Origin of the sequence: Paenibacillus sp. LS1, from assembly GCF_026013365.1 — a bacterium.
GTDB lineage: Bacteria > Bacillota > Bacilli > Paenibacillales > Paenibacillaceae > Paenibacillus.
The window spans coordinates 1-19,796 of record NZ_JAPDOE010000005.1; the positions used below are offsets into that span (position 1 = coordinate 1).

General features: G+C 38.3%; 20 protein-coding genes and 1 pseudogene. 17 read left to right on the top strand and 4 right to left on the bottom strand.

What is annotated here, in order from left to right; all coding sequences use genetic code 11:
• A pseudogene (locus OM416_RS19045) lies at nucleotides 1-743 on the top strand (hypothetical protein); the annotation flags it as partial.
• 19 nt (nucleotides 744-762) lie between these two features.
• Nucleotides 763-930 (top strand): hypothetical protein, encoded by a 168-nt coding sequence (locus OM416_RS19050; RefSeq protein WP_264932123.1) that lies wholly within the window; start codon nucleotides 763-765, stop codon nucleotides 928-930.
• A 247-nt stretch (nucleotides 931-1,177) separates the two neighbouring features.
• On the opposite strand, the gene OM416_RS19055 is transcribed toward OM416_RS19050, so the two are convergent.
• The 4 genes from OM416_RS19055 to OM416_RS19070 form a co-directional block, all read right to left on the bottom strand.
• A complete protein-coding gene (locus OM416_RS19055) occupies nucleotides 1,178-2,194 on the bottom strand; it encodes a patatin-like phospholipase family protein (protein WP_264932125.1) in 1,017 nt (338 codons plus the stop codon).
• A gap of 164 nt (nucleotides 2,195-2,358) precedes the next feature.
• Nucleotides 2,359-2,499, bottom strand: a complete 141-nt coding sequence (locus OM416_RS19060) for a hypothetical protein (protein WP_264932127.1) — start codon at nucleotides 2,497-2,499, stop codon at nucleotides 2,359-2,361.
• Nucleotides 2,500-2,610: 111 nt separating this feature from the next.
• Complete coding sequence (locus OM416_RS19065) at nucleotides 2,611-2,811, bottom strand: hypothetical protein (RefSeq protein WP_264932129.1); 201 nt, start codon at nucleotides 2,809-2,811, stop codon at nucleotides 2,611-2,613.
• A gap of 521 nt (nucleotides 2,812-3,332) precedes the next feature.
• Nucleotides 3,333-4,367, bottom strand: coding sequence for a hypothetical protein (locus OM416_RS19070; protein WP_264932131.1), 1,035 nt, complete (start codon nucleotides 4,365-4,367; stop codon nucleotides 3,333-3,335).
• A gap of 254 nt (nucleotides 4,368-4,621) precedes the next feature.
• Here OM416_RS19070 and OM416_RS19075 point away from each other — a divergent pair, with 254 nt between their 5' ends.
• The 15 genes from OM416_RS19075 to OM416_RS19145 all read left to right on the top strand — a co-directional run bounded on the left by OM416_RS19075 (nucleotide 4,622) and on the right by OM416_RS19145 (nucleotide 19,783).
• Nucleotides 4,622-5,956, top strand: a complete 1,335-nt coding sequence (locus OM416_RS19075) for a 5'-3' exonuclease (RefSeq protein ID WP_264932133.1) — start codon at nucleotides 4,622-4,624, stop codon at nucleotides 5,954-5,956.
• Between the two features lie 1,048 nt (nucleotides 5,957-7,004).
• Complete coding sequence (locus OM416_RS19080) at nucleotides 7,005-7,133, top strand: hypothetical protein (protein ID WP_264932135.1); 129 nt, start codon at nucleotides 7,005-7,007, stop codon at nucleotides 7,131-7,133.
• Between the two features lie 84 nt (nucleotides 7,134-7,217).
• Nucleotides 7,218-7,808, top strand: a complete 591-nt coding sequence (locus tag OM416_RS19085) for a hypothetical protein (RefSeq protein WP_264932137.1) — start codon at nucleotides 7,218-7,220, stop codon at nucleotides 7,806-7,808.
• 96 nt (nucleotides 7,809-7,904) lie between these two features.
• A complete protein-coding gene (locus OM416_RS19090; protein WP_264932139.1) occupies nucleotides 7,905-9,290 on the top strand; it encodes a DNA cytosine methyltransferase in 1,386 nt (461 codons plus the stop codon).
• Nucleotides 9,291-10,060: 770 nt separating this feature from the next.
• Nucleotides 10,061-10,486 (top strand): hypothetical protein, encoded by a 426-nt coding sequence (locus OM416_RS19095; RefSeq protein WP_264932142.1) that lies wholly within the window; start codon nucleotides 10,061-10,063, stop codon nucleotides 10,484-10,486.
• 252 nt (nucleotides 10,487-10,738) lie between these two features.
• Complete coding sequence (locus OM416_RS19100; protein WP_264932144.1) at nucleotides 10,739-12,295, top strand: DNA cytosine methyltransferase; 1,557 nt, start codon at nucleotides 10,739-10,741, stop codon at nucleotides 12,293-12,295.
• Nucleotides 12,296-12,310: 15 nt separating this feature from the next.
• Complete coding sequence (locus tag OM416_RS19105; RefSeq protein ID WP_264932146.1) at nucleotides 12,311-12,808, top strand: hypothetical protein; 498 nt, start codon at nucleotides 12,311-12,313, stop codon at nucleotides 12,806-12,808.
• Nucleotides 12,809-12,882: 74 nt separating this feature from the next.
• Nucleotides 12,883-13,158 carry a hypothetical protein gene (locus OM416_RS19110; protein ID WP_264932148.1) on the top strand — a complete coding sequence of 92 codons (276 nt, stop codon included), beginning with the start codon at nucleotides 12,883-12,885 and terminating at the stop codon, nucleotides 13,156-13,158.
• Entirely contained in the window at nucleotides 13,158-15,371 is a 2,214-nt protein-coding gene (locus tag OM416_RS19115; RefSeq protein ID WP_264932150.1) for a hypothetical protein, read from the top strand. Before OM416_RS19110 ends, OM416_RS19115 begins: the two co-directional genes overlap by 1 nt.
• A 187-nt stretch (nucleotides 15,372-15,558) precedes the next feature.
• On the top strand, nucleotides 15,559-16,722 hold the full coding sequence (locus tag OM416_RS19120) for a DNA polymerase III subunit beta (RefSeq protein WP_264932152.1): 1,164 nt from the start codon (nucleotides 15,559-15,561) through the stop codon (nucleotides 16,720-16,722).
• Nucleotides 16,723-16,913: 191 nt separating this feature from the next.
• The gene (locus OM416_RS19125) at nucleotides 16,914-17,168 is read left to right on the top strand and encodes a hypothetical protein (RefSeq protein ID WP_264932155.1); all 255 of its coding nucleotides are present in this window, start codon (nucleotides 16,914-16,916) and stop codon (nucleotides 17,166-17,168) included.
• Between the two features lie 12 nt (nucleotides 17,169-17,180).
• Complete coding sequence (locus OM416_RS19130; RefSeq protein WP_264932158.1) at nucleotides 17,181-18,155, top strand: hypothetical protein; 975 nt, start codon at nucleotides 17,181-17,183, stop codon at nucleotides 18,153-18,155.
• Between the two features lie 261 nt (nucleotides 18,156-18,416).
• Nucleotides 18,417-18,815, top strand: a complete 399-nt coding sequence (locus tag OM416_RS19135) for a hypothetical protein (protein ID WP_264932160.1) — start codon at nucleotides 18,417-18,419, stop codon at nucleotides 18,813-18,815.
• A 208-nt stretch (nucleotides 18,816-19,023) separates the two neighbouring features.
• Nucleotides 19,024-19,407, top strand: coding sequence for a TrbC/VirB2 family protein (locus OM416_RS19140; protein WP_264932162.1), 384 nt, complete (start codon nucleotides 19,024-19,026; stop codon nucleotides 19,405-19,407).
• A gap of 64 nt (nucleotides 19,408-19,471) precedes the next feature.
• Nucleotides 19,472-19,783, top strand: a complete 312-nt coding sequence (locus OM416_RS19145) for a PrgI family mobile element protein (protein ID WP_264932164.1) — start codon at nucleotides 19,472-19,474, stop codon at nucleotides 19,781-19,783.
• Nucleotides 19,784-19,796: the final 13 nt, after the last annotated feature.

A 19,796-nucleotide genomic window follows, 5' to 3' on the forward strand; every position in this document is an offset into this window, starting at 1 on the left:
ATATGAAAGTGTTATTAGACTCTGGGGAGTATACATTTCACCGGCTGCGAAAGAAATTAGAAGCCACACGAAAGAGTATTTCATCTCTCACAGCTGGGTCAGTGAGTTGGCATAATGCGTATGAGTTAATTCAAAAGATCGAAACAAAGCTGAAGAGTCCAATACGCGTCCAGGAATACGCCAAGTTTATAAAAAGACATCAAAGCATTTTATATGATGTCTTTAACCTGGATCGTACCGGTGACCCTGATGAAAGCATGCATAATCTAAACTTCCTTCATCGCCAAGGAATTAAGGCGATACCCATTTGGCACCCTCAATCACCAGAAGAGAGCCTTGAAGAGTTGGTAAAGGACCCGAGAAATTTTGAAGTGATTGGAATCGGAGGATTATTGAGTTTAGGTGAAGCTGATAGAGTGAAGGTTATACACTCCCTCTTGGAGAGATATGGAGACCACCAGAGCTTTCATTTGCTTGGGTGTAGTAACACTCAGATATTCAAAGGAAATGTCTTTCAGTGTGACTCTACTGGACCGTTAATGGGACGTAGGTATCAAACAATAATTACGGATCAAGGCCATATCAAAATGGATAAGGCCTATCCAGAACTTAATTGGAGTAAAGAGGAATGCTTTGCCTATAATATTCGGCAGTTAGCCGCGTTAGAGGAGTACAAACCGATTGAACAAACAGAGTTGCTGCTTCCAATGGGCCTCAGTTATGAGAGTAAACCAATTTTCTAATTCGAGGAGTGTATTTTTAATGGAGACCATTATTCAGTTTATTCTAAGTAATCAGTTTTATCTGTTGCTGTTTGTAGGTAGTATTTTCGCTTTGATGTTTGTGAGAGCATTTCTGAAGAAAATAGTGGGTACAATATTCAGTGTGATTACAATCTTCAAGTTGCTCGTTTATTTAGGACTCATTTAGTTTTATATTATAATGTCGGTAGTTTTATAGTGTTTTGTCGGTAATTTATAGTATTGTGTCGGTTTTAAACATATAGCTTAGCTATTGGTATTGTTACTTTTATATTCGCAGCATGTTCCTTCCACGGAACATGCTGTTTAGTATGAATTCTTATAAATCCTCCTAAAAATCGCTAAGGACCCACACCGGATGAGTGGGTGAGCCATAACTTTACATTAAAGTGTAACGGCTGAAGAATCCTCATAGATCAACGAGGCCGATTAGACATGAATATCTCAGGATTTTCAAAATTATTGAAATAGGTCTTTGTCGAGTCGCGGCCAGACTGAATTAAGGTATCCTTTTCCGTAGGAGTGATATCAAAGTTAATCGCTGAAGTCTCATTCGTGTTAATTACATAGACCGTCCGATCTGAATCTAGATCATGTAAACTAATATTCTGTTGGAAGTCTAATACTGTTCCAATTAAGTTTTTCGTAAACTGATATACATTTTTAATTTCGCGTCTTTCCGGAGGTTGTCCGATCAGGATATTCCGCTGCCTGTTACTTTCAATTCGAAATCCTAAGGTTTCCGTGTTACAAACGAAAGGATTCTCAGCACTTTCTAATTGATATTCTGCATAGGCTTTAGTTACGATCCCATTTTTGTCATTCTCAAGATAGCTTTTTCTATCGAACAGTTTAATGGGAAAATTCATTAGAACACCGCCATCCACATAAGTATCGTTCTCGAATTCAACGGCCTCAAAAAATAAAGGTATGGACATCGAAATGCGAATAGCATCTGCAATACGCATAGCACTGTGTGTCTCATGAGAGAAGACAGTCGAGAAGTGGGTATTGGTGTTAGTACCAATAATGTAAAGGTCTTTAAACGATTTTTGTTCCTTATCGATCTGCATCTGGCCAAACGTTGTTTCAGGGCTACCGGTCTTTCTACTTACGATGTCTTCCAGCCACTCTAACATGGCTTTGCCCTTATGCCATCCAAATTTATGAAAGAATCTAGTCGTATCCCGTAAGAGCCCCCAGTCGTCATCGGCAAATTTCTTTAGATCCAGCTCTTTGAGCTCCTTCATTATTTCTGTAGAAGAATAATTGAGACTGATTAATAAAGCCACAATGGAGCCAGCTGACGTGCCGCCTACCCTTGTAATGTTTGGTAAGATACTTTGTTTATCCAGTACCTCCACGACCCCTACATAAGCGCATCCTAATACGCCGCCACCTTCAAACACCAGGTTCTTAAATTGATACGTCACAAAACTTTCCTCCATTCGATAGATGAACTGAATACAAAGGTCAACAGAGAGTCTCCAATGTCCATTCGGTTTGGCTGTACGACTGAGCATCTGGAAGCGTCAAACTCATTACACCGCGCCAGGAGATGCACACGGTGCGAAAAACGGCAGACAAACGCTAGCTACTATTCCTCAGATTCACTCATTCGCTCCAGCAGCATCTCCTGTGAACTAAACGCTTTTATTAATGGAGCAATGGCCTCAGCCCATTTTTTGAACTCATCGGGATTGACTGTATTAATGGGGGTATAGGTATGATGAATCATGTAGCCTTCTATTTTGTCTATTTTGTCTGAGGGTATTTGATCGTCCCATCTCAGATCTTTTCTGTTGTGATCACGGCCGGTTGCCGTACCACTAACGCCCCATGTCTGTGGCTATGATGCGAATAATATATTTCCCTCATTATCCGTGATAAAAACAACAACACTTCCATGAAAACCGACCCATTTTTTACTAGTCCAGATATCGGTCAGACCATCAAGTCTCCCACTGGCAGATATCGTAATATCAGTGTTCATTCTACGGTAATCACCAAGTTCAGTATGCTTTGATCCCTTCAAAGGAAAATCGGGCATGGAATAACCTCCTAATTTTTTGTTCGTCCTTTAGGGTTTCCGTGAGGTGAAATTTCATACATCTACTAAACTTCTGCATATACGAAAAAACGTCTTTCCATTAGGAAAGACGTTTTCTTTATGTACTTTGCGCTCCGGTCACAACCCCTTGATTCCGGTTAAGCTGCGTAATCGATGCATGATTACTACTTCATCATAAATCATCTCGGTAGGTAATCCAATTTTTGAAGACTTTTTCTTTGTGAAAATAGGTGGCCATATTTGCTACGTGTCTATGGAGGACAAAATCATCCTTATTAAGATGAAGAATAATGAAGCATAAGATAAAATAAAAGTAATTTATTCACTCTGCTCTCAGATGCAGGATTTAACCAGAATAAACGAAAGAGCACCTCTCCAGGGAAAGGTGCTCTCTTATGAATCTTTTGCGCTTCGGTCACAACCCATTGTTTCCGTTACGACAGCAATCAATGCAGGATTGCTATTACATACTCTTATCATAAAACACTGAGCAGAAAACGTCAATTATTTCTTAGTTTATATTCGTTCAAAGATACAACATTCGTTTTGCTATTCACAACCCATTCCACCTGATTATGTTTTGCGAAGTATTCGCATTTTTTCTGGTGATATATCTTATCAGCATGAGATACCCATTCAGGTATGTCATTCTCATAAGGTTTTGACGCAAGGCTAGGACAATCAAATTCAGTGTGGTTTTCTCCTCTTCTTAGAAGGTGGTTGTAGAGGTTTTGCCTGGATAGACATTCATCTTTCCAAACCTTCATTATCGTTCTTCCGAGATGTTTATCTGCTGAAAGGTCAGACCATTTAATTTTTGGTTCTGGATCACCATAGTTATCTTCAAAGAACTTATCGATTGATAACATGTCGTATCTAAAATTGAGGTATGCAAAAAGAAATGTGAAGACTCTTCTTGCTACATAAACAAGTGCTGGAGTGAACCATAGTACGTACTGACTGTCACCGTTATACAGGTAGATCATGAGCGTAAGAGTGAGGAGCAAGATGAAAATATACCTGAAGACTTTTTTCAAACTGGTGCTGAAAAGTTTATGTAATGTACCTCGTGCTGCTGGAGAAAATTTTGTGTAATTTACATTGTTATAGATTCTGTATCTAAAGTAGTCTACCGTGTAACGATAACTGAAATCATTTATTCGTTTCTGCAGAGTTCTTTCAAATGATTTGGGAAAGAACAGATTGTACAGGTGAGCTGGTGCAATGTACGGTGTTTCGTTCCATCGAAGAACTTCAGTATCCAGATGGTTTCTTCTAAGTTCAGTTCTTAATTTCGAATATAAAGTTCTGCTACTAGCCAGATAATAAGCTAGGAATGACACTACTATCAGAAAAATATAATCGGATATGGAATCCCAAACCATGGCACGAAGAACCTGATATTTTTCATAATAGTAGTTGCCAGGTAATAAGAAATTCACACATAGCATGATGGGGTATGAAGCCATTATCATCAATAGCCCCTTTAAAATGAGCTTTTTTAATTTCGCCCAACTGTTCTCTAATCGATTCATGAAGATCACCTCTAATTTAGTATATGTCTTATGGAATATTCATACAAAATTATGGGGAAATAGTTTGCTTTACGTGTCGATTATGGTACAGTCAGAATAACTTACAAATTATATAATTTTCTCAGCGTCAAGCGACAATCTGAGTTTTAAGGGATCTTTTAATGCATGTGCTTAGTTTATGACTACGTCATTTCTATGTACATCTTTAGAAGGTCCCTTTTTTGTCGCATAAATTAATAAGGAGGACGATGTTCATGGAATTTAAAGTTTCCCTACCCGTCAATGGAACTGCATTAGCAATGGGCTGCAGTTTGGATAGCCTAATCAAACAGTGGAAATCATCACCTGAAGGAGCAATAAGACGAGGGTATATTCATCAGCGAAAACTAGTAATTGAGATCGGAAAGTATTTTGAAATTGGTGAAGAAGGCTACCGTGGTCTGAGTACCCAAGAACTAAGCCAGCGGGGAAATACATACTCTATAGATCTGGTAGGAACTACATTTGAAAAGATATCTGATTTGTTTAGGAAGATCCAAAAAAAGATACAAGAATTGAGCAAGCATAAATTAATGGAGTTTGAAATAGTTGAAGGTGAAGGATTTCAATTTCGCATTGTTGAATCAGTGTGGCAACAGCAAGTATCTAGTGAACAACCTTCCCAGCAGCGTCCAGCCGTAAATAGCTTGCCGGCCAATGAGAAGAAAGGTAAGGATGTATTACTATTGATTGACGGGATGAATTTAATTAATCGATCCTATCATGGATCGGCTTACAAAAAAGAAGAAAGTGAGCTGTTACGGTCCTCTAAAGGCGTCTTTACGAATGGGGTAAAAACGTTTGTGATCAAGTTATTGAATGTACTACGCACGTTTGATCCGACTCATGTTGCAGTACTATGGGACCCAGAAGGGGGAAGAAACACGCTCTGGAGAAGGCAAGTTGCAGCATATTACAAAGCTAATCGTGATGAAACTGTACAACCAGTTCCACTTAAGGAACAAATTATAACTTGTAAGGACGTATTGTCTGCAATGTGTATACCACAATACGAGGTTCCAACCATGGAAGCAGATGATTTGATTGGCAGCTTGGCAAAGCGTTGGTCAAACGAAGGCATGGGAACATGTTATATGTGGAGCAATGATAACGATTATTTCCAGCTGCTTGATGATAACATTATTCAATTACTTAAGGATAAACCTTTCACAGTTGATGATTTCAAAGACGAATACGATGGCATTGACCCGCAGTTATTCATTGACTATAAAGGCTACACCGGTGACACATCGGATAACCTAAAGGGTGTTACTGGCATAGGAAAAGTGGGTGCGCTAGGTTTAATAAAAACATATGGAGCTATGTCAAATGCTATAGCTGAAGCAGAGAATGGTACTCTTAAAAAAACGTGCTCAAGATATAGGGATAAACTCATCACGAACAAACAGGTAGGTGAAGAGTCGAAGTATTTGGCCACTATCCTTACAGATGTCCCAGAAATGAATTCAATCAAGTGGGATGATTTGATTAAAAATATAGATAGAGCTGGTTTCAAGAGTATGATGAACCAACTTGAAATAAACCTTTAATCTATTTAAAGGGAAAAAACATAAGCGCACTATCCTTCATTTTGATCTCAGTTGATTTGTATTGAGATTTACAGGGGGATAGTGCGTCTTCTTCTTATGTATTGCAAAAACTATAGGGGTGAGTAATTTATCGGGTTTTGGGTTAAGTGAATAGTACTTGTACTTTTAATATTGAGACTTATGCTATAATCAGTCTACGGAATGATCCAAGGAGGAACCAGTGTGAGGAGAAAATACAGTAAATTAAAATGGTGTAACCTAATCGGGAAAGAAGAGAGTCAGTTTAGCCTCCTATTCGAATTCTCTTTAAATCATAAGATTAGTACAGGTGTCTTATTAGATGATTTTTTGAAAAGAATGCAACTGATTCAAGAAGATGAGAAGAGGATTGTTACTGTTGAAATGGAAATGCAGAATATAATTAAGAAGCGAACTGAGGTTATATATAATCTATACATACAGGGTCAATTTGAAGGAGTTTGCACGGAGGAATGGATGAACGACGAGGTCATTAACAGCTTAAAACAATCCTTAGTCTCTTTTAACTGGTACTGCTTAAAAGCAAACTAAAATACAGGGTTGCATCGGATAGTTTCTGATATGATGTAATCCCTGTTTTTTTGTGCGAAGATATGCTATAATCATTTAAATTATTATTTACTTTATTTTATCTCTGACCTGGGTCTTATGAGATTTATCACGATTTACACACACCTATTTTTCAAAGGTGACCAATTCTTCTACTTTTTTTGTAGACATTCTTTTTATTGAATGTAAATTGGTTCTTCTGAAAAGTGGGTGTTTTTTTTGCGCTCTCACTTTCACAACCCAAAATTCCAAGGAGGAAATAACATGTTTAAATCAAGAAGAGAATACATTCTGGCGGCTTCAAAAATGCAACGGGTACTTGCTCAAAAGCAAAAACTCGTTGTAATCACCGGAAAAGTATCCAAGTAATTCATTTTGATTGGATTCTCATCTAAAGAGAGATGCACTCTTACATGAGAATCCAATTACCCAGAAATGTAATCAAATGGAGAAATGGTATATGAGCGGAAATATCAATGAGTATGTTTTTAAATTGACTAAGGAAGATAATGAATTGGTCGCGAGAGAATTTAGCGAAGGGGATCATGTTTATATTCATGCAATCAATCGTCAAATGATTAATGAATGATTTTCTTTACTAAAAAGAGTTGTTAGCCTACCAGCTGCAGCTCTTTTTTTATTGAATACTAATAAATAAACTGGAGGAGTTAATATGGAAGGTTTTTATGGTGTGATTTATTTTGTAGCTGGTAAGTACCCTAAAAACGTTATGGATCGAATTAAAGAATTAAGTGGTATTGATGCCCCTATTGTTATGGATGATATGTATTATGCTATAGACAACCCTTATGCTGCAAATGGATGTTTCCAAGAGCTAGAAGACTTTTTCATTGAGAAGGGAATTCCTTTTGATCGGAATTCCGATTCCTTTTATGAAATACAACCCGAGTCTCGTATCTATCGACCAGATGAATTAGATAGTACTGTTATCAAAGATAACGAGGGTTATGAGTATGTGAGGGCATATCAGATAGTAGACATCCTCAAGGAAGAAAATATGAGTGACACTACCAAACTTTTGAGCATTCAAGAACTGGTACAAGAACAAATTCCTGCGCTTACGAAGCTCTCTGACTACCAAATTCTTTGGAAAGATGAGAGTAATAGCACTCCATTTACGCCAAGTGAAGATTATGAAGCAAATGGAGAAGTGAAATTGATATTTATAAAAAGCGAAAAGACAGATGCAATTGAGCATAACGCACAAATTGAAAAAATTGTGGATGAAATTCTTAATCCTTAGATTCTATTTTAGAAATGGTCTTACCTTCAACGTTGAGGTAAGGCCTTTTCGTCTTTTTTAGCATACTAATAAAACATGTATACGGAGGAAAACAGGATGATACATCAATATGAAGGCAAGGCCACATACAATGGTGAGAGGCTATACTTGGACAAAACCGAATTAATAGAGGCAGGTTTTCTTCCAGGTGTTCGTTTTAGTACAAGAACTGACGATACCTTAATCGAATTATCAATTAGTGAGACGGGCAACAATCGAGTATCTCAAAAACAACGAAAAGATAAAGTCATACCTATTATAGACAAAGCAGGTTTGGACATCCGAGAAGCTCTTGTTGACTGTAAACACATAATCGTGACGATCCATTCCGGAAGAGTCACGATAAAGGGAGTCAAAAGCACAGCTGATCAACTTAAAAAGGAGCTAGCTAGTAATAAATCAGACAAACGAACAGAACTCACCACCATTTCTTTCTGTGCTGGCGCCGGTGTTAGTTCAAGCGCACTTGTAGCAGCAGGTTTTAAGGAAGTAGCTGCTGTTGAATACAACCCAAAAGAAGGAGCAGAGAGTAAGTTTTCCGATATCTACATGAAGAACCATTCCGATACGATTATGTTTAATCTGCCGATGCAGCATCTGAAGGCGAATGATTTACCACCAGCTGATGTTTGGGTGGCAACATTGGATTGCAGCGACTATTCTAAAGCCTCCAATGGGTCAAAAAAAACGTTCGGCACAATTCATCTTTTTATGCATCTGATGCGGCTATATTGGGAAAGAGATGAAAAGGATCGACCATTAGCCATTTTACTTGAGAATGTAAGTGAGTTTGAAAAAGTAGCCGGTACGAGCCTTGAACTTTGCCTATTAGAAGAAGGATTCAATGTTCAAATGGCCAAACTCAATAGCCTCGACTTTGGCAGCCGTACAAAGAGAGAACGATTTTTTATGGTAGCTACTATCTTTGAGGGATTTACTTTTCCTGAGGGAGAGGGCAGAGCGACTGACTCCATCCATGATAGTGGGGTTTTGAGAGTCGAAGATCTGAAGTGGGTAACTGCTGAAGATCACGGAACTCTGAAATACTTCCTGGAACGTCAAGCTAAGGGAATCACGCACAATCATTTTATGACCTTGTTTGATATAACTAAAAATTCTTCAATAGGAACCATAACAAAGAGTCATCATAAAATACAGCCTGAAAATTGGATAAAACATGCATATAACTCAGAGTTATATGCATACTTAAATGGGGAGCAAGTTAAAGCTATACACGGTTTAGATCCAGACTTCTATGCCGGGGATAGTAATAAATTGATTGTTGAATCCATCGGTCAGTCTGTGTGCTTCAAAACGTTTAAATCAATCGCGCTGAAACTACGTACTTTCCTAGAACATAAGATTAACAATTGTAAGAGAATCGCGGTATCCGAGTCTTCTACTTTTAATGTTGAGGCCACGGGGCAATTAACTATGTTTTAAATACTATAGTTTTCACATGGTATCAGTTTAAATGTCCATTTCTATGATCATCCATTATTAGCCTGAACGTCACTTTCTAATCGATTTTGAAGCAGAAAATAGACGGGACGTAGAAAAACTAATATGATAATTGAAGATGATGTAAAGACAGATAAAAGAAAAGGGGTGAAAGTTTGAGTCTAGAAAATCTCACTACTTATGAAGCTTTTTTTTATATATTAGGAGCCATCGTTCTCACATCAGGTGCTTTCGGACTTGTTTTCGCTTCAGTGGTAGAGTCTAAGAGAATTAAAACTTTGTCTTGGAGTGCAATTATTGTAGGTGCATTATGGACGATAACGATGATGCTGTAAAGTAGCGAAGATGAGGAGAAATAATCTTTAATAGAATGAATAAAATCATGAAATAAATTTATAGAAACCATCCTTCTAAATGGCAGGTCACACTTCCATTTAGAAGGAGTGGTTTCTGTTTGTATAAAAGTTCTGAAAACAGCAGAACTTAGCTATTTTTTGGCTTACAGGGCTCCCTCTTTATTACTCGATTATTGGTAAGTAGGGTAAGCTTAAATCAGAGTCGTCATATTTAGTGAGAATATTTTCACAATTATTGATAATCGTTTTTCATAATTAATGAGAACGCATAACAACAAACTTTTCTAAAAAGTATGATAATGTTTGATGTTACATAAACGTTTCTTGTCTATTTTTTCTCATTAAATGTGACAACACAGGTACGTTATAAATTGACGAAGGGGAGTGAATATCAGCATGGAAGCAGCGTTTGTTGAGTTCAAAATCGAAGTGCCATTGAATGTTACAGGAGATTTAAATGCCGGGAGTAAAATAGAGGAAATTCGAACTGCGTTAGAGGAATATCTCATTCCCTTAGATGCAGAAGTCCTAAGTCATAACATAATAAGTAAGGAAATAGTCTACAGAAATTTTAGAGGTAAAGCTTTTACATCTGACCAAATTTTTAGTTTCGTCGATTCATGGATGGAGGTAAATGAGCCTTTTGCTTCAATGAAGGGAACCATCTACAAACTCGCGAAAGATGAAGTCTACAACACAGTTTTAAACCTTCTGGATGGGAGAGATCCCAGTACGATCCATGATATGCTTGATCCGGATCATGTAATTTTCGTTATGGATTCAATCAACAAAAGACTAGACGTCATTCTGGCTAAGGAGTGAGTTTGATTAGGCAAGATGCCATTCTTTCACGTATTCAGAGATAGCTGTAGATACTTTATTCTTCTGCTCGCCTGTGTTATTCTTAAATTATTAATTTATTATTCGCACAACTCCTACCACGCGGTACAAGGAGTCAAAAAGCGCTGTTCTATTCGCCAATTCTCTTTTCTTTTATGAGAATGGACGCATATGAAGAGCGCTTTTTTGCGTTCCAACACAACCCACACACTAAACAATGAAAGGAAGTTTTAAATGATTTTGAAAACGAGAAGAGCGAAAAATTCAACAAGAGGGATTTACATCCAGGATAAAATTTTACAGGAGACAATCTTTCAACCTGGTACGAACTACCGGTATGTGATTGATCAGAAGAACAGAAAGATAATTATTCTTTCTTCAGATGAAGCTGAAGGTAATGTCGTTAGTCGTAGGCAATTAAAGAACCAAGTTAAACCTGTAATTGATATTAGGAATAGAGCTGCTCAAGATGCATTGAGAAATTGCGACTATCTCCAGATAGATATCTCTGGTGATCAGATCATTGTACAAGGATTCATGAATGATGAATCTGTTGAAAATGCAACAAGGACATCTAATGAGTCAGGCAACAAAATAGAAAAACGTAAAGTTACATCCATTACTGATTTTACAACTGCCAGAAAGAGAATCGAGATTATATTCTCTAGAAAATCACTTAAAAAAGCAGCGGGGCTACTTGGATACGAGCAACTTGAAATGGATCTGTTCTCTGATGAAGACAGTCAGGGATTCTCAAGTAGTGGATTATCTCATACTCCATTATCTAATTTAGAAATACCCCTAATCGTAGCCAGCCTATTCTCAGGTGGTGGTATTAGTGACCTAGGAGCTATACAGGCCGGGTTCGATGTCGTGTACGCCTTAGAGAAGGATTTGGATGCTGTAAAGACATATAGACATAACATTGGAGCACATATCCAACATGGTGATATTACCTCATCTTCAATTAAATCTACGATCCCACATGTACCCATCATGATCGGGGGTAGCCCGTGTCAGGGATTCAGCAATGGGAATCGAAAAACAAATTACCTGGACAACCCAAATAATCTCTTAGTCAAAGAATATATAACGGCAGTTCAATCCAATCCAAACTGCAAAGTGTTCGTATTGGAAAACGTACCTGGTATTCTAACTGCTGGAGACGGCCAGTTTAAAGATGAAATTTATGAAGCACTATCCGATTTTGAAATCTCTTCAGGCATATTAACCTCAACAGATTATGGAACCCCCCAAATCCGCAAACGTGCCATCTTTATAGGCAGCAAAATAGGAAAGATTTACCTCCCTAAACCCACGGTCACAACACAAAACCATCAAACAGTCGGTGAAGCATTTGAAGGACTTCACAGCATGATGAACAACCAATTGGACTATTCGAAAAGCAAACCTGAAACATTAGAACGCATGAGCTTAGTACCGGCTGGTGGCAACATATACAGCATTCCTGAAGAGATTCGCCCTAAAGGTACACATAGTGACATGTACAAGCGATTAGAGTGGGATAAACCATCGATTACGATAGTTAATCCAAGGAAAGCTGTCCTCATGCATCCAGAAGAAGACCGTATTCTATCTGTTCGAGAGTGCGCTCGTCTTTTTGATGTTCCCGATTCGTTTGAATTCAAAGGCAAACTTTCATCGATGCAGCAGCAAATAGCTAATGCTGTCCCTGTAAAATTGATGAAAGCAGTAATGAATTCGGTGAAAGAGGCTGTTAATAGGTTTAATGCTGGGCTTCAAGATTTCAGTGGTTTAAAGCTGGTATAAGGGGAGTGTGGCACTGTGGGTGAGCAAATGATGTTTGCAGATATGGATTTACAGCTTAGTGAGGTGAGTACCCCCTCATTAAAGTGTAAAGAGCAGAGACCCCCTATAAACCCGTTTATTGAAGCTAATAAAGGCGTTATTGACGATTATGATGGACAACAACTCAATCTAGAGTTTTATGACACTGGAATGTACCATCACTGGATGGGGGACTTAATTCAAGGGAAAAAGTACACGATGCTTACGTTTGATTCAAACCTTGATCCTGTATATATTCACTTCAAATTCATTTCATTTTTTAAAAGTGACAGTCAATTTATATTAACTTACCGTCAGAAGTGGAAGAGACGTGACAACGTAAAGATTGTTTGTACGAGTTCACCTATTGTTCTTTGGGAAAGTTATGTACCCGTAGGCGAAACGATAAATACGACACCATTATTAAATAACTTAATTGCTCGTGACCTGTATTTAGACGAAGTAAAAGAATCAACATTAACCGCAACAGCTTAAAATATAAACAATAAAAATGCAATAAAGACCCTTTGTTTTAAACACAAGGGGTCTTCATTTATGGAGGATATTATATGTATATTTTGACTTTTTATGAGCCAAGGGCAGCGATGATCATTGAAGATGAACTTATTAAAATGGCTACAACAAGTGAAATTATGCATACGCCGGCTGAATTATTAGAAGCAGATTGTTTCTATTGCAAAACTGCATTATCGATTAGAACATTAAACTTTGACCCAAATGAACTGAGACTGAGAGAGCTTCCGATAGCTAATTTATATTCATACAGCAATCAGTCTTATGTTCAGATCGACTTGACTTCGAAGCAGCTGGAGGACGTATCATAATGGAACAATTGTATCTATTCGATCTGCATTTAACAGAAAGAAAATCAGACGAGAAGGTTATACTTCCTCGTATTCCAGAGATTACAGGTGAAGTGCGAGAGGTCATTGATCAGTTAAAAGAAGCCTATGCGGACCCTTCAAATAATCGTCCATGGTGCATCGCAACTAGTTGGGGAAAGGATTCAACCTTATTAAGTATTTGTGTTTGGGTCGCATTGCTAGAAACCAATCCAGAGAAACGTACACGTAAAGTGTTTTTCATCAGTTCAGATACTGGACTTGAACATCCTAGGCTCACCGAGTATGTACGGAAAACGATTGGAATATTAAATGAAAAGGCAGTGGAGCAGGGTCTCTCGTGCGTTGAAGGAAGACTCGTGAAACCGAGGAAAAAAGATAGTTTTGCGTGCAAGGTGGTCGGTAAAGGGATGATATTGCCCACGCCAAAGTCAAAGTTTCGCTGGTGTACGGACGCATGGAAGATCGCACCGGCTGAACGGTTTATAAAGGAACTGATGCACAGGTATGGTTCGGTCTGCGTAATGACGGGTGTCCGATCAGCAGAATCAATCAAGAGGGCCACTTCAATTAAGAAGCATGGTTCATCAGAATTAGTATACCCTAAGATTGGAAAAAATAAAACAGTTAATGGTAGAGTTATTAGTACATTTATCTCAGGAAGGTATGAAAGTCAACCGATCGCTCACATCCAAGATGCTGATCTGTGGGAGGTTCTCATGAAATTCTTCAAATTTCCATGGGGCGGACGTTTCTATGAAATGTACTCGTTCTACAGCGATCAGGGTGAATGTCCAATGCAAACTGAAATGAAAGCATCTTGCGGGAGTAATAGCCGAAACGGTTGTATATTTTGCGGGTTTCATAAAGAAGATAGTATGCTTGCCTACTTCAGAGATCAGAATGAGCCCTGGGCTCATCCGATTTCCGAACTCAAAAAAATAATACATGCTACATTATTTGATGCAAACTTCAGAGAACCTGTCCGGAGAAGACGTGTTAAAAAATTGGATACGTTTAACTCGTTGAACAATAGATTGTATGATGATGTGGACCAGGGCACGCTTTTTGATTTGGACAAGCATCTTGAACCAATCTGTATAGGTGGTTTACCTGTAAATCCTGACCTAGCCATGGGTTCGTTAACTTTGGAAGGACGAATCTTCTTGCTAAAGAATATTCTTTACTATCAGAAGCTTGCAGGTATTGAAATCATCTCTACCGATGAACTTGAAGAGATTCAAGTGATGTGGGCAGAAGATGGTTGGAAGCGAAATGAACTCGATATTGAACCTGAGAAACTGTACTATAGAGGCCCACTCGTGCTTTATCCAGATTACACGCTAAACGCCAGAGAGACCCATATCATTGATGAAGGATTCTCTTCAATGGAGAGTAAGGTGTTTTGGATTACAGAGGAATTTGGAGGAGGAGAGCAAGAAATTTGGGCTCATCTTGAAAAAGCTAAACGGATCAAAGGTTATGCAATTCCTTTCTATTGGCAACCTATTCTCCACAATAATGAATATTGGAACAGTGTCGTCTTTGTAGTATGCAAACCTGGTATAAGGACACTAGATCAAGCCCGTTCTTTTGTAGATGAATTTATCAGCTGTGCAGCAAATGAAAGAGCCACTGAACAAATGAACCGGCCTCTAATGTACTGGAATCTTCAAACGAACAGTAAGTCACAACATCAATACCTAAGTGAGCTGCTATATCGTGGAGAATCTCCTGACGACATCCCATTAGATACCATCGTATATTCAGGTTTAGACCATGGTTTGTTTCAAATAGCACATAGCATTAAATCCTTTTCTGCATTGAGTGTAATTCGTTACCGTAACTTTTCCGAGGTTAAATTGCAGTGTGAAAACTCTCGGTACTGGAACAAGTACTATGAGGTACTCCTCAATAGATTTCATCAGGATGAAGACAAAGCCCTCTTCCTACTGGACCGTGGCTATCATCATCTTCTAATCCCTAATGAAGTTAAAACTGCATTAGGGTTGTCGGATTTGCAGTTATATTTGAATTACCACTCTAAATACTACGGAGGAAATTTTGAATATGTACTCATTAAAGGGGATACATTTGATATTCATGAACTGAGTTTGACCCTTCATGAGGAGATCCGAACAATCATATCGAAGTGCTTGATTACTGAGGGATATTCCAGTAATATAGAGGAATAATACTTTCTATAAATTTCTCGCAACCTCTTACCAAGCGGTAGATAGAGGCACATTCAACTGTTAGAAATACGCCCTGTGGGTGACTTGAAGCATTTTTAATTGCTCTTGTCATACACAGGGCTTTTTTGCGTTCTTTTTTTCATGACGCAAATTTATAACTTAATTTTAAATCGAGAGGATGAATTACATGTCAGCAAATTTTAAAATCAATTCAACTGTATTGAAATCGCAAGTTGTCGCTTTAAGCAAAGCTGTCAAAGGAGCAGTTCTAGGAGAGTGTAACGTTTATATTAGAGATTTGGATGATCAAACTTTATCGTTTTATTTTTCAACAATGGAGATATCTGCAGAAAAATACATACCTGCAGATATTGTAAAACCACTACAGGTAGCAGTTTCCGTTAAAGAGTTAAATATGAAAGTCTCGGTATTGCCAGACAACGTAATGCTGTCTGTGACTCATGTTTTAAAAAATGAAAACACACAGTTCCTGAAATTTGAATGGGGAACGAATAGAAAGAACACAATTAATGTTCACACGTTAAATGAGCAAACCGATTTTCTGATAACGCCTACACCAAAATCATCGGTTGTAATGAACGTCAACAAGCTATTTAAGTATGTAGATCAACTGAAGAATTTTGCGTTGAAAAGTGGTTCGGATGATGCGAGAAAGTACCCGAAATTAACCGGTATAGCTATCTCATCAAACGAGAGTGGTAGGGCGACATTTAAAGCATGTAATCGCCAGAACTCTGTTTATTTAAGTGACAATGATGTATCTTGGTTACCAGAAGAAATTATCTTCGATGCCGGGCACTTGATTGCCGTGACTTCTCTTATTCAAGGAAATGCCGAGATAGAAATTGGGATTAATGAAATGAGTAGTTTAGTCATAGTGAAATCTAGTGACACGACTTGTGTATTACGAACGTTAAGTGGTAAGTATCCAGAAGTTGAACAGTACCACAATTATGATATTGCAGTAAGTAGGTACTATTTTGATCGCAGCGAATTGATGGATGTATGTCAGAGAGCAATCAAAGTAACAGCTTCAGGAGCAAAAATGTTGAGAATAGATACGTTAGGAAGTAATATTTTTGCTTCAGTGTCGAGTGTATTGGAGCAACAACTGAGTGCGACTGTCGAGGGAATGAACTGGTCCTTCACCGTAGATGCAGAAAGGTTGTTCGATTGTGCCAAGTTAATGGAAGGTGTCGATGAGATCATCTTGTATTTACATGATCCTTGTAAACCAATTTCGATTGGTTCTGAGGATCTACCTGAGATGAAAATCACAACTGCTCCTTACAGAACGGCTAAACAAGCTCCAGTAGCAAGCACTTGTTAATAGGAGCTGTCGATGGTAATATATATTTAAACAATTTTTCAATTATTCCCCTCCGTCACGCGACTTATGAGGGCTGTTATGTTTCTACTTATCCACCCCAAAGGTGTTTTTGTGTTTATTCTGCACAATCACTTTTGGGGTTTTTTGTGTTCAAATTAAAGGAGCTAAATTACAAATATGGAGGAATTAATATGAATTTAAACAGATCTAGCTTAGGAACATATGTACCAATGGATGAAGGATTGAACACTGTACAAAAAAAATATCTGCAAGAAGAAATTCTTAAAAATCACAATCGACCAACGGTAGAACTGCGCGAAATAGCCATTAGGAAAGCCTCAGAACGTAAAGCAAAGCGAGTTTTTAGCGAGATTATGGCACTGGTTGGATTGGGAATGTCACTCCTTTTCATAGCTGTCGTACTTCTTGTTATCTTTGAATCTTAAGGAGTGATATGAATGCCAGCAGAGCTCATTATAATAATCGTAGGTTTCGCTATTCCGATCATCTTTGGTGCAGTTAGTGGTTTCACATCCAACACGATGACACAAAATAACATTCCATCGATGAGAGATGTGGATATGGAGATAGAGCAGGAGATAACTTTCGACCAATTTAGTCTAAGTGATCCCGCTGCCAAGCATGAAAACCTTGCAATGGAATTACCACCACTGTCATTTGAGACAGTTCCTCCAACTGGAGATCAGGCATTTGAACAGATTGAGATCTCTGAGGATGAGAAAACAACTGCTACAAGGACGGTTTCTATGGTGCCTGAGGAAGTAGGAGTGGAGGTCAACCGATTTTTTAACTTATTCAAAAAGGAAGAGATTGAACCGGAGCCAACGATCATAGTAGATCAGATTCAAGATCAGAACAACAACAGTGACACTTTGACATCGGTCTCTGAGGTTGTTTTGACACCACCTGTTGAACGGACAGTTTCTGTCTTGCCCGACGAAGTAGGAGTGGAGGTCAACCGATTTCTACAAATATTCAAAAAGGAGAAGACGGAACCTACAGCTGTTTTAGAAGAGTCACATTATGTTGATCAGTTGTTGGATCAGATTAACAGCAGTGATATTCCACCTCCTACCGAGGAGGATGTAGCAGCTGAGTCACCATTGACAGAAATTGCTTTTAGATCCATAGCGAAGAATTATGGTTTCGAAACGGCTTCGCAAATTACAACAACACCGTTGTTAGGTGAGAAAAATGAAGAAGACATCATGATGGGAAGAATACAATTTCATGATGGAGAGACTTGTTTAGTTTATGAGGATTCTTATGTCTTTTTAAGAGGATCTGCCATAGAGAAAGTGTCTTCAAATGAAGGTATTGTTGTATTGGTAAGAGGATTTTTCTTTGATGATGGATTCATTGTTGGAGAGTTAATTAGGCAAGAAGAACTAGTTATGCAAGAAGCGATGTAGTTTTGGCTACATTCCCAGGGAAAGAATACCTTTCCCTCGCTTCTTTTAGCCTATTTTTTTGATAAATAGGCTAAAAGAAGCGAAGACCCATTCTTTCGCCTCATATTTATGTAGGCATGTTTTCCCATTTCGCTATCGACAAAATAGTAAATGTTGTAGTAAAATGGCATTCGAGGATGTTGAATGTTCATTTGAACGTTCAAATTCATTAGAAATCACCTACAAAAATAGATAATATACAATCACATAGGGAGTGTTCACATGTCTAATACATACCGTAATGAGAAGTCTTTCGAAAGTTCAAACAACGATTTACTGATCGATCAAATCAGGTTGTGTATCGTTTCAGATCACAATAGTGGGAATTATAAAAAATTTCCGAACGGACAAGGCGAAATTGAATTTGAAGTGAGAAATGGCCAACTCCAAAAAAATGTAATCAGCCACAGAGAAAACTTGATGGCCGATGATGAGGCCAAAACGGTTCCAGTCTCTCGGAAACATCTTGAAGTCATTCTGAGAAAAATAACAGATCGTATTACTACGTGGGACCCCATCAATTATGCAAAGATTAGGCTTGAGATTTGTTTAGAAGATGAAGTCACTCTACGCGATCTTCAAATCGGCATTCGTTTTGAATCGCATTTCAAAAGACAATAGCTTGACAAAATCTACCTTACCAAAGATAATAAGACGCAGGACATAATCCCTACCTTTTCCAACAAAATATTGCGCAAATAGAGCGGAAGCACCGCCTAATTTTGGTCAGATGACCAAAATTGGGCTGTGCTTTTTTTGCGTTTTCAGGAAAACGGGGATTAGGATCACTGTTTACTAATCCGTATTACACGAAGGGAGTTCACAAAAAGTGAAGAAGAAGATTTTAAGTGTGCTGCTCATGATGATGATGATCATGGTTGTAGTAGCACCAATGAGTGCATTTGCTGACACGGGAGCATTATCGTGTGCCGATGTTTTTGGTGCAGGAACGAATGGTGGAACTGCTGGTACCACGATTAACAACACATTGAAAGATGTTGTTAAGATCATTGCCGGTGCAGGTGCGTCTCTTTTCACGATTGCAGTCATGGTTCTAGCCGTGATGATTATGTTTGGATCAATCAGCCCATCGAAGAAAGGTATCTATTGGGGTAGTTTGATTGGTTCTGTCTGCGGGGCATTTGTATTCTTTGGCGCATTTAAATTCTCAGATGCGATTGCACAAATGGCACAGGGTGGAAAATGCGTCTAAATTAACTCATTTAACTCATTCGGGTGGGAAACCGCCCGAATGTTTTCAATAGGAGGATATTGTTTTGAACGAGATTATCGTACCCATAGATATCACACAAGAAGAAAAGAGTATCCTTGCCATTTTTTCGATCAGACAATTTCTGCTCGTAGCTCCTCCTGGATTCTTCATGGTCGGGTTTATCTTGTGGGGGAATCTCCCTTTTATCAGTGGGGTTACTGATTTAGTGTTTAGAGTCATTCTTTTCTGCATCGTTACTGGGCTTGGAGTCCTTCTTGCTTTCTTCAAAATTGAGAAATATGAGCTCTTTTTGAGTGACTATTTTTTAATCCGGTGGAGATTTAAAAAATCCCAAAAGGTATATACAAATCTGTGAGCAAAGTAGGGAT

Bases quoted from the DNA above. Each gene is read 5' to 3' on its own strand.
- OM416_RS19050 (WP_264932123.1), top strand. From the start codon at position 763: ATGGAGACCATTATTCAGTTTATTCTAAGTAATCAGTTTTATCTGTTG.
- OM416_RS19060 (WP_264932127.1), bottom strand. From the start codon at position 2,499: ATGATTCATCATACCTATACCCCCATTAATACAGTCAATCCCGATGAG.
- OM416_RS19065 (WP_264932129.1), bottom strand. From the start codon at position 2,811: ATGCCCGATTTTCCTTTGAAGGGATCAAAGCATACTGAACTTGGTGAT.
- OM416_RS19070 (WP_264932131.1), bottom strand. From the start codon at position 4,367: ATGAATCGATTAGAGAACAGTTGGGCGAAATTAAAAAAGCTCATTTTA.
- OM416_RS19075 (WP_264932133.1), top strand. From the start codon at position 4,622: ATGGAATTTAAAGTTTCCCTACCCGTCAATGGAACTGCATTAGCAATG.
- OM416_RS19080 (WP_264932135.1), top strand. From the start codon at position 7,005: ATGAGCGGAAATATCAATGAGTATGTTTTTAAATTGACTAAGGAAGAT.
- OM416_RS19085 (WP_264932137.1), top strand. From the start codon at position 7,218: ATGGAAGGTTTTTATGGTGTGATTTATTTTGTAGCTGGTAAGTACCCT.
- OM416_RS19090 (WP_264932139.1), top strand. From the start codon at position 7,905: ATGATACATCAATATGAAGGCAAGGCCACATACAATGGTGAGAGGCTA.
- OM416_RS19095 (WP_264932142.1), top strand. From the start codon at position 10,061: ATGGAAGCAGCGTTTGTTGAGTTCAAAATCGAAGTGCCATTGAATGTT.
- OM416_RS19100 (WP_264932144.1), top strand. From the start codon at position 10,739: ATGATTTTGAAAACGAGAAGAGCGAAAAATTCAACAAGAGGGATTTAC.
- OM416_RS19110 (WP_264932148.1), top strand. From the start codon at position 12,883: ATGTATATTTTGACTTTTTATGAGCCAAGGGCAGCGATGATCATTGAA.
- OM416_RS19115 (WP_264932150.1), top strand. From the start codon at position 13,158: ATGGAACAATTGTATCTATTCGATCTGCATTTAACAGAAAGAAAATCA.
- OM416_RS19120 (WP_264932152.1), top strand. From the start codon at position 15,559: ATGTCAGCAAATTTTAAAATCAATTCAACTGTATTGAAATCGCAAGTT.
- OM416_RS19125 (WP_264932155.1), top strand. From the start codon at position 16,914: ATGAATTTAAACAGATCTAGCTTAGGAACATATGTACCAATGGATGAA.
- OM416_RS19130 (WP_264932158.1), top strand. From the start codon at position 17,181: ATGCCAGCAGAGCTCATTATAATAATCGTAGGTTTCGCTATTCCGATC.
- OM416_RS19135 (WP_264932160.1), top strand. From the start codon at position 18,417: ATGTCTAATACATACCGTAATGAGAAGTCTTTCGAAAGTTCAAACAAC.